This is a genomic window from [Ruminococcus] lactaris ATCC 29176 (assembly GCF_025152405.1).
Lineage (GTDB): Bacteria > Bacillota > Clostridia > Lachnospirales > Lachnospiraceae > Mediterraneibacter > Mediterraneibacter lactaris.
In genome coordinates this window covers 450,124-463,046 of the sequence record NZ_CP102292.1, presented here as the reverse complement: position 1 = coordinate 463,046, position 12,923 = coordinate 450,124, and the positions used below count along the sequence as shown (strand labels likewise).

Genomic DNA, 12,923 nt, shown 5'->3' with positions numbered 1-12,923 from the left:
TCGTATTTCTTAAAGAAAAACGTATGATTCTTTAAGATTTACGACATATCATCCTCCCTGTATCCAAAGTTTTTCATCATATAATCACTGTCACGCCAGTTTTTCTGCACTTTTACCCAAAGTTTCAGATTCACTTTGCAGTCTAAAAGCCGTTCAATCTCATACCGTGCTGTGCTTCCGATCTTTTTCAGCATACTTCCCTGCTTTCCGATAATAATTCCCTTATGTGAATCCCGTTCGCAGATAATCGTTGCATCAATATGGCATACTTTCTTATTCATCTTCATCTGATCGATCGCCACTGCAATTCCATGCGGAATTTCTTCATTCAGACAATGTAATGCCTTCTCACGGATCAATTCTGCAACAATCTGTCGCTCCGGCTGATCTGTGACCGTATCTTCATCATAAAACTGCGGACCGTACGGCAGATAATTCAAAATGACTTTTACAAGCTCATCCGTATTATCTCCTGTCCTTGCAGAAACCGGAACGATCTCTGCAAAATCATATTCTTTTCTATACGTATCAATAAAAGCCAGAATTTCTTCTCTTTTTACCATATCGATCTTATTGATAACAAGAATAACCGGTGTCTTTACCTTCTTCAACTGCTCAATGATATGCTTTTCTCCCGCTCCGATAAAATTAGATGGTTCAACAAGCCAAAGCACTACATCTACTTCATTTAAAGAACGCTCTGCAATATTCACCATATATTCGCCCAGTTTATTTTTTGCCTTATGGATTCCCGGAGTGTCCACAAACACAATCTGCCCCTCCTCCGTTGTAAGCACTGTCTGGATGCGGTTTCTTGTCGTCTGCGGTTTATTTGACGTAATTGCGATCTTCTGTCCGATCAGATGGTTCATCAAGGTTGACTTTCCCACATTCGGTCTTCCGATCAAAGTTACAAATCCTGACTTAAAGTTTTCTTTCATCTCTGCTCCTTCTTCTTTTCATCCCAGTATTTTAAAGTGTCCTGATCTCTCCAAACATTTCCTTCGCGTCTTCGATCTTCTCCTCGCTTCCGATCACACACAATTCTCCGGCTGCCAATACCGCCTCCAGTACTGTTGCCAGTCCACGGATATCCTCCTGCTGTGCATCCAGGATCTGTTCTCTTTCCCTGCGGATCATCTCTTCTGTAATCCGGTTCATATACAGATTCAATGAGCGGCTGCCCTTTGCCGCCGGATTCATCGGACGGTCTAAATTACTGATCGTACCGATAATAAACTTATTCATATCTCTGTCATCTATATCAAAATTCTTCAGATAATCTACGACTCCTTCGTAAATTTCCATCGTCTTTTCAAGATTCGGATCTCTGTAAGAAACTAAATACCCCTCTCCGATCCGGTTAAAGCCGCTCATACAGCCATACGCTCCTCCTTTTACACGTACATTCTGCCACAGATAATCATAACTTAAAATGACTTTCAGAATCTGCAATGCACCCGTATATTCTGCTCCACCATCAATAAAGTTACCGGTCCTTGCCACATACTGGACTTTGGAGGAAGTTCTGAAGCCCTCATTTCTCTTCTTACAGTGGATGATGCACTGTCCGTGGCTCTCTTTTTCTCCCGTATGAAGTGAATCTGCAAACTGTGGCACTGCTTTTTCCAGTACTGCAAGTCCCTCCTGTGCGGAAGTATAACTGAGCATAAGATTCTCTTTTCTGAAAATACGTCCTGCGATCTTTTTCAAATTTTCGATCAACAGTTCTTTTCTTTCTTCAAAATTCTCTTCCAGATCTTTTACAACTTCATAAAATCCAATTCCACTGGTAATATCCCTGAATCTTGCGATCGGAGAAGTGTAGGAAAGTGAACGCAGTACTGCTGTCGTATGTCCGGCTGAAAGGAAAGAGGTCTGAAGTCTTGTCTTCAGCATGGATAAAATTTCTTTCAGACGCTTTTCATCTCCCAGCTTCGACTCCATCAGGATCTCACGCATCATGGCAAAAAGTACATCCAGCTTCGGATAAAGTGCTTTTCCTTTGATTTCAAACGTTGCACGGAACTCTTTTTCTTTCACTTTTGTCACATCTGTATACAGCTCCAGTGAAGTTCCGATTCCACCGGTATGCACATTGATCTCATTGAAAAGTTCTCCGTATCCATAATGCTCTGTATCAATGATGCCGAGAACACTCTGCAGGATTCCTGCATATGGAAGCAGTTCTTCTTCGATTTCCGAAAGATCGAACAGAGCTGTCACATATCCGATCCCATTCGTCTCCACATCGTGATAAAGCAATTTCACTCCGTCTGTCTGACGCTCTTCATTATAAATTGGTGCAATCTCCCTTGAAATATCTTCCCGTCCGAGAACCGGTATCTTTGCAAGATCTTCCGGTGCAGACTCTTCTTCCTGATACGCTTCCAGCTCCTTCGTTGCTTTTACAAGAGCCGCGATTTCTTCTGCTGAAAGGCCCTCTTTATACGCCTGCAGACGATCTGCCAGTTCCTTATCCATACGTGCCGTCATCCCCTGTTCCGGTCTGATGATCACGATTGAACCATGCGGATTGTCTAAAATGTATTCACGGATCAGCTCTTCAAAATATCCTGTCTCAACCTGCTCTTTCAGGAACTCAAAGGTCGGGATTGCTTTCATATGGATAAAAGGCTTTTCTTCATCATATAACCAACTGTCAAATAACTGGAGTCCATACATCAGTCCCCGCGGATAACTTCCGAAATCTGCCTCCCGGAAACGGAATTCATGATAATTAATTCCCGCCCGGAGTGCCTTTTTATCGATTCCTTCTTCAGCAATTTTTCTCAGTGTATCCTCAATCGTACTGATAAATGCCTCTTTCTGCTCCACGTTGGCATTCTTTGCAACAATGGAGAATACCGGCTGATAGATTCCACTGTCAAAAGAACCGGATACATCCTTTCCGATTCCTGCATCGATCAGAGCTTTCTTAAGCGGTGCTCCCGGTGCAGACAGCAGTGCATAATCCAGAATCTCAAATGCCAGATATAATTTCTCATCCAGTGACGTTCCCACTACTTTATTATAAGAAAGATAAGTATTATCTTCTTCACTTTCTTCACTCGTAATCGAATAATTCTGAACTACTTCTCTCATCTCAGTAAATGGCTTTTGCAGATGGATCTCTGAATCAACCGGTTCATTTTCAAAGTGAGAAAGATATTTTTCATCCAGCCATCTCAGTTTCTCTTCCATATCCATATCGCCATACAGATAAATATAACTGTTGGATGGGTGGTAATACTTTCTGTGGAAGTCCAAAAACTGCTCATAAGTCAACTGTGGGATCACCTCAGGATCTCCACCTGAATCAACTGCATAAGTCGTATCCGTAAAAAGCGAACTCTGGATCACGCGGTCCAGCACACCTTCCGGTGAAGAGTACGCTCCTTTCATCTCGTTATATACAACTCCGCTGATCGTCAGTTCCCCATCCGGATCATCCAGTTTATAGCTCCAGCCTTCCTGGCGGAAAGTCTTATCCTGCTTGTAGATATCCGGATAAAATACCGCATCCATATACACATGCATCAGATTCTGAAAATCCTTATCATTGCAGCTTGCAACCGGATAAACCGTCTTGTCAGGATACGTCATTGCGTTCAGAAATGTATTCAAAGATCCCTTTACCAGCTCGACAAAAGGATCTTTCACCGGAAATTCTCTCGATCCGCACAGAACTGAATGTTCCATAATATGCGGAACTCCCGTGCTGTCGGACGGAGGCGTACGGAAACCGATCGTAAAGACCTTATTTTCATCATCATTCTCCATCAGAAGTACTCTCGCACCACTCTTTTTATGCTTCAGAAGCGTTCCTTTGGACTTCAAATCAGATAAATCTTCCTGCTGAAGTACTTCATATGCTGTCAGATCATATATGCTCATTTTTTCTCTCCTCGTTCTTCTTTCTGTTATGTGAAATACATAGAATGCCAGAAATCCTATCACTGTTCAATATTCCTAGTATATCCGATTTTCATGACAAATACAAGAAAAGCCACACGTATATCAGGCATCGGGATACAAAAAGGACCGGTAAACTGCCCCGATCCTTTATACCTTCTGAACATTTTCAGTATTTCATTTTATATATTCTTTTACGAAATCAACAACGTCTAAATTCTTTTTCTTTATATTGTCATCTTTTTCCATCTCATCTATTGTCATCCAGTAATAATGCCTTCCACTTATTTCAAAATTATCTTTTCTAAATTCATCAGGAATATTATTAAAATACATCTCATATAACCTGTGATTATAAACTCTCGTCTCCTGATGGCTGACAGAGTATTTCTCCTGTACCCTTGATGTTACGTAATTACACGTTATATCGCCACTATTCAAATTCAGATCAACTGACACCTGTTCCTTCAACGCTGCTTCATTATTTCCATTCTGAGTTTTATAATTTAAAAATAATTTGCAATCCCATCTTTCATCATAGTATACAAGATAACGCTTTTCTTCACCCACTTGATTTTTTATTGCAATAAGAGAATGATTATGCTGAATCATATTCAAATGCTCAATATCCTGCAGCAGTACTTCATGATCATACTTATTTTTTACCATTTCTGAAACATCTTTCACAATTTTCAGGCAATAAACAATTCCAATCATACAAAAGATCGTCTTTAAAGCGATTCCTGCTCCACGAATCCCCAGTAAATCATCATAACTGGCTGTAAAAACTGAAAGTAAAAAAGAAATTCCAGCAATAATTGTATCAATAGTTACTTTATTTCCTATAAGATCTCTTTTCTTTTCTAAGAGTAGTGCCAACTCTTTTTCATCTATCAATAATCTCATAATCTGCTATTTTCTTCCCTCACTTTCATTTTCAATATGAAACAGTTTAACATATCCCCAACAACCGCACAAGTATTCTTTGCGTGCTTTTATCTTCACACAAAATATTGTTTCTTACTCAACTCTCTCGTTCAAATCCGTTGTCTCCGTAACAGGAATACACCAATCCCTCTTGACAAAATCCGAAATCGGATATACAATCAGCCATACTAATCCGATTTCGGATATACACTGAACCATTTTTTCAGATTTACATTTTTTGACTGGAGGTATCTCATGACTATACAAAAGACTCTGCAAAAGGACTCCGTCCTCATCGGACAACTGGAACTCTATAACCGGCTTTGGAAAGAACAGGATGATATCTGGCAGAAAGCTGCCCGCAAATCCAGTCTTCCACGCACTTCTTACTGGATTTTATATACGATTGTCGTAACTTCACCGGCACCGCTGAGTCAGGCAGATCTTTGTGAAAAATGGTATTTTCCACGTCAGACCGTAAATTCAGCCGTGAAAAAACTGGTTTCCGATGGACTGGTCTCACTTTTCACGCAAAAAGGATCTGGAAATATCAAATACCTCCGGCTCACACCAAAGGGAGAAGAACTTGCCGCAGCTTATGTTGCCCCACTGGTACAGGCAGACATCCACTCTTTTTCTGCTTTTTCAGCGGAGGAACGCAGCCTTCTCCTGAAGCTCATGCAGCAACAACTCACCTCATTAAAGGAGTATTCTGAACAATTATGGAACTGAAACTTTCTGAACATTTTACTTATAAAAAACTGATCCTCTATGTCCTCCCCTGCGTTGCCATGATGATCCTGACTTCTGTTTACAGTATTGTTGACGGATTCTTCGTATCAAATTATGCCGGCAAGAATGCATTTGCAGCAGTAAATCTGATCATGCCTGTCCTGATGGGCGTTTCTTCTCTGGGATTTATGATCGGAACAGGTGGCAGTGCATTGGTAGCCTTTTATCTTGGTCTGAAAAATCCTAAAAAAGCAAATGAAGTCTTTTCCATGCTCATAGAACTTATTCTTCTCGGGGCATCCATCATCGCTTTTTTGGGCTTTATCTTTATGCCGCAGATCGTTTCTCTGCTTGGTGCAAGCGATCTGATCCGGGAAGATGCAATCCTGTATGGACGGATTCTTCTTCTTTCTGAACCATTTTTTATGCTTCAGAACAGTTTCCAGAGTTTCCTCGCCACTGCCGGGAAACAAAAACTCGGACTTCGGATCTCGATCCTTGCAGGACTCACCAATGTTATACTTGACTTTACACTGGTCGGGATCTTAAAGTTTGGAATTACCGGTGCTGCAGTTGCAACCTGTGCCAGCGAATTTGTCGGAGGCTTTATCCCGCTGATCTATTTTCTTCATAAAAATAACAGCGGACTGCTTCTGCGTCCCGCTGCCTTTGACTGGAAAAGTATCCGCAAAGCCTGTGGAAATGGATCTTCGGAAATGTTATCCAACCTGTCCACCTCCCTGGTATCGGTGATCTATAACTTCCAACTGATGCATGCTGCTGCCGAAAATGGAATCGCTGCCTACGGAGTGGTCATGTATGCCTCTTTTATCGCAACTTCCATCTACCTTGGATATGCTATCGGGATCAATCCCATCGTCGGATATCATTACGGGGCAGATAATAAGTCTGAACTCCATAATCTGCTGACAAAGAGTCTGCGGATCACAGGAGTTACTGCACTTTCCATTACACTGCTTTCCGAACTGCTGGCTCTTCCGATCGCCCGTCTGTTCGTAGGATATGATCTTGTTCTGTGCAAAATGACACGGACCGGCTTTATGCTTTATGCAATTTCCTATCTGTTCAGCGGATTTAATATTTTCGGATCAGCATTTTTCACCGGACTGAATAATGGGAAAATTTCTGCGATCATTTCCACCCTACGTACTTTGGTGATCCAGACACTCGCACTGCTGATCCTCCCGATATTTTTCGGTCTCAACGGTATCTGGTGTGCAATTACGGCAGCAGAATTTCTCACGCTGATCGTAACTGGCTCTTTCCTGCTTCAGGAAAAGAAAAAGTATCATTATTAAGCTTTCTTATTACCAACCTTTCCAGAAAAAGAGTCCTGCACCGATTCCTTTTCCCAGTGCCAGCATCAGAATAAAGACTGCTGCATACCGGACGATCCTGGCACGTCTCATAAAGATTGGAAATACATTCAGGATCTCTGCAAGTGCCATCGACCAGCAGCCGACAAAAATCCCGGCAAATAGTCCGAAAAATGCCAACAGCACGGACTGTCCGGGAATTCCAATCCGAAAGATCTGAAAGACATTTCCAAGGATTGCCCCGGCTGAAACCGCATCCTCATAAAGCAGGATGCGGTTTGCAGTATGGGTGCGGTCTGCAAAATCCGAAATCACCCCGAGTTCTACAATAAAAGAAAATAAGCCTCCTGCCACGACAACGCCTGCACTCATCCCCAGAATACCGAGAAAAATCTGCCCTGCCCACATCATTTTCCTCCTCCATTTTCCAGGTCAATTTCCTTCTTTCTTCTCGCAGCATCTTCCACCAGCGTCGTCTGAATATCATTCTCATACTGACGCATCTGTACTTCCATGGGAGTCGGATCTACCGTAAACCGTTTTTTTCCGAAATGATTAAAGAAAATAAGGATTCCAACTACCAGTCCGACGGAATACATGATCTCCAGGATCGTAAAGCCATTCGATTCTTTTCCTATAACCAGTTCATAGATCTGTCCGAACAGTTTCGATACATCCACATCATTGTTAAATGCCATGATTGAAAATGCTGATCCGCAAAAAATAATGACTGTTACCACTGCGGTTTTCAGAAGATGCCAGATCATTGGTGATGTCTTCTGATTTTCATATGTTACGATCACGTCACTCTCTCCAAGATTCCGTATTTCTACTTTCGGATACCGCTCATGGATGAGATCTATGATTTTTAAAAGAGAGATTACAAAACGCTGTTCCTTTTCTTCTCGGATCCTGAGAATTTTCAAAACCCGGATTTTGGACTGCAGCAGCTTATCTGCACATTCAATTTCCAGAATATCTCCCAGTGTCACATCCTGCTTTGTCACTTCTACATTCCGGTCACCTTTCAGATAAACGGTCACAGATTCAGATGCCATATCCGGTCACCCCATTCCTCGTTTGTTCTGATTGCAATTCTTCTGATCGTAACTCTCCTAAGTGCAGTTTTCCTGTTCCCGGCTCTCCTGACTCCATCTGCTCTGCCCGAATTAAAAATCCTTCTTCATCCGGTTCCTTTGCTGCAGTCGTATAATATAAAAGTCCGATCACCACTGCGGCCAGAACCAGTATCAGCAGACAGATCCATACTTTTCCATGTCCATTTTCCATTTTGCTCACCATACCTTTCCGTCTTTTTCTATGGTAGTATTCCATTCCGGTGGAAAGATATACCTGGCAACTCGTATTTCTGATTTTCTTATTCCTGATTTTCGTATTTGCTATTTTCTTATTTGTGATCTACTTATCTGCGATTTTCTTTCTCCTTGATTTTTTCGGTCTCTTCTTTTTTTATTTTTTCTCTCTTTCTCTTTTGGATTTATAACCGGCTCACATCTGCTTTCTCATCCGCTCCAGTATTTTCTTTTCCATTCTCGACACCTGAACCTGTGAAATCCCCAGAATCTCCCCCACTGCTGCCTGTGTCTTTTCCTGAAAATACCTCAGATAGATCAACTGTCGTTCCTCCTTGTCCAGTCCGTCTAAAATCTGAGACAGCATCATCCGGTTCAGAAGATGTTCTTCCGGTCTGCTTTTTTCTTCCAGCCTGTCCAGAATGCTCAGTTGCGAATCTCCCTCCTGATGGATCGGCCTGTAGATCGACTCTACCTCCGTTGCCGCCTCCATTGCCTGGACAAGTTCTTCTTTTTCCGTCCCAAGCGATGTCGCCAGTTCCTCCATCGTTGGTTCTCTTCCCATCCGCTCAGTCAGTTCTTCCTTTTTCTTTCCACATTTATACGAAAGTTTCTTTAAAGAACGACTCACTTTTATCATTCCGTCATCCCTTAAAAACCGGCGGATCTCTCCTGATATCATAGGTACTGCATACGTCGAAAACTGAACATCATAAGAAAGATCAAATTTATCGATCGCTTTTAACAGTCCGATGCTCCCGATCTGAAATAAATCTTCCGGCTCTGCACCTCTCCCATAAAATCTCTTTACCACACACCACACCAGACCTACATTTTCTTTTACCAGTTGTTCTCTCGCTTCTTTATCCCCATGGTGAGATTTTCTGATCAGAGAGATTGTGTGGTCCATAGTTCCCGTCCTTTTCCGATGATCTTTTTCATCCTGACGCACGTTCCTTTTTCCGGTTCCGATTTTACTTTCACCTCATCCATAAATGCTTCCATAAACGCAAATCCCATCCCGGAACGATCTTCTTCCGGTTTTGTCGTATACATAGGCTGCATCGCCTCTTCAACATTCAGGATTCCTTTTCCTTTGTCTGATACTTCCATAAAAAATTGATTTTCCAAGATCCGACAGAAAATACGGATCTTTCCCTTCCGCTTTTCATATCCGTGAATGATGGCATTGGTCACTGCCTCCGAAACTGCCGTCTTTACATCCGCAACTTCCTCCACCGTCGGATTCATCTGTGTCAGAAATGCTGCGACTGCCACTCTCGCAAATCCTTCATTGCAGGATTTACTGTCAAACTGAATCTCCATTTCATTTGTGTCCCTCATACCCGTTCCTCCTCGTAGATCTGCATAATTTTTGTAACCCCCGATAATGTGAGGATCTTCCTGATCCTTTCATTTGTATGTACTGCCCATACTTCTCCTCCGATCAGACTGATGGTCTTATATCTTCCCATGATGACTCCGATCCCTGAACTGTCCATAAAATCGGTTCTGTCAAAATCAAAAATCACATATTTGATATGATTTCTGTCGATCACCGCATCTGCCTCTGCTTTGATCTCCTCTGCATTATGATGATCTACTTCTCTCGGAAGATAGATCGTCAGACAATTTTCCTGCACCTGATATTTCATACTTTTCCCGCTCCTTCTAATTGATAACAAAGAAAAAAGGATATGCTTCTCCGCATATCCTCTTAAGTATCTTTATTTTATTCACCTGTAGTGCCATTCTCTCCGGTATTTCCGTCTGCTGCCGTTCCACCTCCCAGTGCATTCAGTTGCTCCTGAGCATCATCGGCATAACGGTACTCTGAATAGCTGTCCAGATACATCTGGTAGTATTTTTTTGCATTCTCCGTATCCTGCTTACCCTGATATGCCTGTGCGATCAGGTAGATTGCCTTGCCGTCATTGTAACTGGAATCCATTGTGAGAACTTTGGTCAGCTCTGCGATTGCATCATCATACGCTCCTGAATCCAGCGAATTTTCAGCATTGGCAGTCTTTCTCTTGCATGCAGCCGGGAAAATATCCCCGGAAATACTGTCGTAAAGATTCTTTCCATTATCACTCATGGAATCTTTATTGATTTCCAGCAGAGCATCTGCCAGTTCCGAACTGTTCACCGACTCTGCCCGGTACTGATCGTACACACTTAAAAGCTTTTCATAACTTGCAGTTGTGGCATTCGCCTTGTCCACTGCAGTCTGTGCCTCTTCACCTGCGGCACGATACTGCTCCAGTGTCTTCGACTGAGCACTGATCTGTGCATCCAATGTACCGATCTGCTCACTGTACGCCCGCATCTGATCATTGAGCTTCTCTGATCTGGACTGGTTCACTGCCGGTGCAACCAGAAACCAGATGATTGCTGCTCCGATCACTGCTCCGATAAAGATATTCAGAACTGCCAGTCTTCCCGCCAGCTCCCTTACCGGAGAACGCTTCGGCTGAATGATCGTCTCATTGCCAAGGCTGTATTCCACTGCTTCATCCTTCTTTTTCTTTTTGCGATCCACATCTTTTCCATGTCTTCCACGCTGTCTCGTGATCTCCCGCAGATAATTCAACGTCGTTGTATTTGAAACATCCAGTTTTCTCGCTGTCAGAAGAAGCTGCCTTGCCTTTGTATTCTGATTCGTCTGAATATAGATCAATGCCAGCAGTTGATAAGCCTTCAGGAAAGTCGGATGTGCCGCGATCACCTGCTTTAACTGGATCGTCGCCAGATCTTCTCCGTTCTGCTTACAATACCCGAGACATTGATTATACTTTTTGATCGCCTGATTAATACTCTCCAGTTCATTCGCAGAGTCCTGAACATTCCGTATGTAGGAATCAGCTATATTGTCACGCGGCTTCAGGTTCTTACTGATGATCCACTCTACCAGTGCCTCTGCCACTTCCCCTATTCCATAATATACCAGTCCCAGAAGATTTCTCGCTGCAATATTCTCCCTGTTGTACTGCAGGCTCTGACGCAGGGCGATGATCGCTCCGTTCATATCTCTCTCCTGAGCCTTCTTCAGACCATCATTATACCAGTAGTTGGACTGGTACATGATCTTCTTAGCATAATCCATTTATACCCACCATTTTCTATTTCTTCTTTTTCTTCTTTTCCATGACTTCTTTCAGAAGATCCTGCATATCTGTCAGATCTTCCTCATAAACCGCATCCTCGATATCTTCTACTTCGAGACTCGGTTTAAACTTTCTGATCTCCTCTTCATAGTTCAGCATCTGCCTGTAACCTCCCACATGTCTGCTGCTCTTTCTGTCTGTTGCTGCTTCCAGCTTCTGCTTTTCCTGCTGCCCTTCAGTTTTTTCTCCTCCGGCTTTCGTCTGCTTTTTCTTTTCGCATCCGCTCTACCGTCTCCTTGACCATCCCGGTCAGATAAAGTGATCCCAGACAATACACAGTCCTTTTTTTCTGATGCTCCAGGACATATTCTAAAGCCTTCTGCACCGATTCAATAACGACGACCGGACGGTCTGTATACTTTTCAAATAACTTTCCAAGTAGCTCTGCATCTGTTGCACGCTCCCCGTCAATCAGCGTAACCACGTAAAATTCTGCCGGAACACTGTCACACAAATGTGCGATCATCTCTTCGTACTCTTTATCCTTCACAGCAGAAAACAAGAAAATATTTCCTTCTGCTGTCTCCGGCACACTCTTCACAAATGCATCAATGGCACTCACATTATGGGCTCCATCTACATAAACCGACGGGAGGATCTCCTCCATCCGCCCCTGCCACTTCACCTGTGCCAGTGCCTCTCTCCAACGGTCCACATGCCCTTTTTCCCGGAACAGGTACTGCATCACTTCCATGGCAAGCAGGGCATTTCCCGGCTGATAACTTCCTATATTATTCAGTTTCCACGTGGTAGTTCCATAATAAGCATTCGTGCAGGAAAAAGCAATATGTTTGTCTTCGATTCCAAGAATTTCGTACGCATCTTTCCCGATTTTTTTACAGGAACTTCCCTGCTGTGCTGCCGTCTTTTCAATGACTCTGTCACTTTCTTCTGCACTCTGTGCATAAAAGACCGGAACACCGGGACGGATGATCCCGGCTTTCTCACCGGCAATCTGCTCCACGGTATCCCCCAGATATTCCATGTGATCCAGTCCAATGGAAGTAATCACACACACTTCCGGATCTTCTGTGGCACTGGTTGCATCCAGCCTTCCGCCAAGTCCTGTCTCCAGGATCACATACTCTGCTTCTGCCTGGGAAAATGCCAGCATTCCCATTCCAAACAGAAATTCAAAAAAGGTCGGATGCTCCAGTCCCTCCGCCTCCATCTGCTTTACCGCCCCAAGTGTTTGTGTAAAAACTTCACTGAAAACTTCGTCACTCACCGGAACACCATCGATCATGATCCGCTCATTCATCTTTACCAGATGAGGGGAAATGAACAGTCCTGTCCTTTTCCCCTCGGAACGCAGCATTGCATCCAGGTACGCACATACAGAGCCTTTTCCATTCGTTCCCGCCACATGGAGAATCTTCATTTTCCCCTGCGGGATCTGAAGAATTTCAAGAAACCGCTTCGTATGGGAAAGGCTGTGCTTTTTTGTAAACTTCGGAATCTCCGATATATATCTTTCTATTTCCTGATATGTCATTTCTTACTTTCTTCCTGATCTGACGACCTTGATCCTG

General features: G+C 43.1%; 14 protein-coding genes. 2 read left to right on the top strand and 12 right to left on the bottom strand.

Going from position 1 to position 12,923, the window contains the following annotated elements:
- Window positions 1-38 precede the first annotated feature (38 nt).
- The 3 genes from era to NQ541_RS02295 all read right to left on the bottom strand — a co-directional run bounded on the left by era (window position 39) and on the right by NQ541_RS02295 (window position 4,821).
- On the bottom strand, window positions 39-941 hold the full coding sequence (era, locus tag NQ541_RS02305; RefSeq protein ID WP_005612123.1) for a GTPase Era: 903 nt from the start codon (window positions 939-941) through the stop codon (window positions 39-41).
- 31 nt (window positions 942-972) lie between these two features.
- Window positions 973-3,897 (bottom strand): insulinase family protein, encoded by a 2,925-nt coding sequence (locus tag NQ541_RS02300; RefSeq protein WP_005612121.1) that lies wholly within the window; start codon window positions 3,895-3,897, stop codon window positions 973-975.
- Between the two features lie 195 nt (window positions 3,898-4,092).
- A complete protein-coding gene (locus NQ541_RS02295) occupies window positions 4,093-4,821 on the bottom strand; it encodes a hypothetical protein (protein ID WP_005612117.1) in 729 nt (242 codons plus the stop codon).
- 276 nt (window positions 4,822-5,097) lie between these two features.
- Between NQ541_RS02295 and NQ541_RS02290 the strand changes: the two genes are divergently transcribed.
- Both NQ541_RS02290 and NQ541_RS02285 read left to right on the top strand, forming a co-directional pair.
- On the top strand, window positions 5,098-5,574 hold the full coding sequence (locus NQ541_RS02290; RefSeq protein ID WP_005612115.1) for a MarR family winged helix-turn-helix transcriptional regulator: 477 nt from the start codon (window positions 5,098-5,100) through the stop codon (window positions 5,572-5,574).
- Window positions 5,565-6,893, top strand: coding sequence for an MATE family efflux transporter (locus tag NQ541_RS02285; protein ID WP_005612114.1), 1,329 nt, complete (start codon window positions 5,565-5,567; stop codon window positions 6,891-6,893). The genes NQ541_RS02290 and NQ541_RS02285 overlap by 10 nt, the downstream gene beginning before the upstream one ends.
- 9 nt (window positions 6,894-6,902) lie before the next feature.
- Here the strand turns inward: NQ541_RS02285 and NQ541_RS02280 are convergent, their stop codons facing one another.
- From NQ541_RS02280 to NQ541_RS02240, 9 genes are all read right to left on the bottom strand, one after another.
- Window positions 6,903-7,319, bottom strand: coding sequence for a stage V sporulation protein AB (locus tag NQ541_RS02280; RefSeq protein ID WP_044940961.1), 417 nt, complete (start codon window positions 7,317-7,319; stop codon window positions 6,903-6,905).
- Entirely contained in the window at window positions 7,319-7,969 is a 651-nt protein-coding gene (locus tag NQ541_RS02275) for a stage V sporulation protein AA (protein WP_005612110.1), read from the bottom strand. The genes NQ541_RS02280 and NQ541_RS02275 overlap by 1 nt, the downstream gene beginning before the upstream one ends.
- Entirely contained in the window at window positions 7,959-8,201 is a 243-nt protein-coding gene (locus NQ541_RS02270) for a hypothetical protein (RefSeq protein ID WP_147644446.1), read from the bottom strand. Before NQ541_RS02270 ends, NQ541_RS02275 begins: the two co-directional genes overlap by 11 nt.
- Window positions 8,202-8,420: 219 nt before the next feature.
- The gene (sigF, locus tag NQ541_RS02265; protein WP_005612103.1) at window positions 8,421-9,134 is read right to left on the bottom strand and encodes an RNA polymerase sporulation sigma factor SigF; all 714 of its coding nucleotides are present in this window, start codon (window positions 9,132-9,134) and stop codon (window positions 8,421-8,423) included.
- The gene (gene spoIIAB, locus NQ541_RS02260; protein ID WP_005612101.1) at window positions 9,113-9,568 is read right to left on the bottom strand and encodes an anti-sigma F factor; all 456 of its coding nucleotides are present in this window, start codon (window positions 9,566-9,568) and stop codon (window positions 9,113-9,115) included. Before spoIIAB ends, sigF begins: the two co-directional genes overlap by 22 nt.
- Window positions 9,565-9,879: an STAS domain-containing protein gene (locus NQ541_RS02255; RefSeq protein ID WP_005612100.1), complete on the bottom strand. Its 315-nt coding sequence runs from the start codon at window positions 9,877-9,879 to the stop codon at window positions 9,565-9,567. The genes spoIIAB and NQ541_RS02255 overlap by 4 nt, the downstream gene beginning before the upstream one ends.
- Before the next feature lie 77 nt (window positions 9,880-9,956).
- Complete coding sequence (locus NQ541_RS02250) at window positions 9,957-11,330, bottom strand: tetratricopeptide repeat protein (protein ID WP_005612098.1); 1,374 nt, start codon at window positions 11,328-11,330, stop codon at window positions 9,957-9,959.
- 16 nt (window positions 11,331-11,346) lie between these two features.
- Window positions 11,347-11,490 (bottom strand): hypothetical protein, encoded by a 144-nt coding sequence (locus NQ541_RS02245; protein ID WP_005612096.1) that lies wholly within the window; start codon window positions 11,488-11,490, stop codon window positions 11,347-11,349.
- Between the two features lie 76 nt (window positions 11,491-11,566).
- Complete coding sequence (locus NQ541_RS02240) at window positions 11,567-12,886, bottom strand: bifunctional folylpolyglutamate synthase/dihydrofolate synthase (protein WP_005612094.1); 1,320 nt, start codon at window positions 12,884-12,886, stop codon at window positions 11,567-11,569.
- Window positions 12,887-12,923 lie beyond the last annotated feature (37 nt).